This is a genomic window from Frankia sp. Mgl5 (assembly GCF_023242985.1).
Classification (GTDB): Bacteria; Actinomycetota; Actinomycetes; order Frankiales; family Frankiaceae; genus Parafrankia; species Parafrankia soli.
Window position 1 is genome coordinate 1 of sequence record NZ_JALKFY010000142.1, and the last position, 268, is coordinate 268.

1 protein-coding gene is annotated in these 268 nt (G+C 55.6%); it reads left to right on the forward strand.

Features of this window, described 5'->3' with window-relative positions:
• A partial coding sequence (locus MXD62_RS08730) for a CbiX/SirB N-terminal domain-containing protein (RefSeq protein WP_285224001.1) occupies window positions 1–268 on the forward strand: 268 nt, incomplete at both ends.

Consider the following 268-nt stretch of genomic DNA (forward strand, 5'->3'; position numbering starts at 1 on the left):
GTGCTGGAGATATTAACGTCCAGGCTGCGGGAGGCAGGTGTCGATGCAAGCGTCGAATCGGAGGAGATGGCGCTTCTTGTGGTAGGCAGAGGCAGCAGTGATCCTGATGCAAACAGCGATCTGTTTAAGATGTCCCGCCTGTTCTGGGAACGGTTAAAGGTCAGGTGGGTGGAGACAGCCTTTATCGGAGTCACCTCCCCGTTGTTTGAGGAAGGCGTTGAGCGCTGCTTGAACTTGGGGGCGCGCGAGATCATTGTTCTCCCTTACT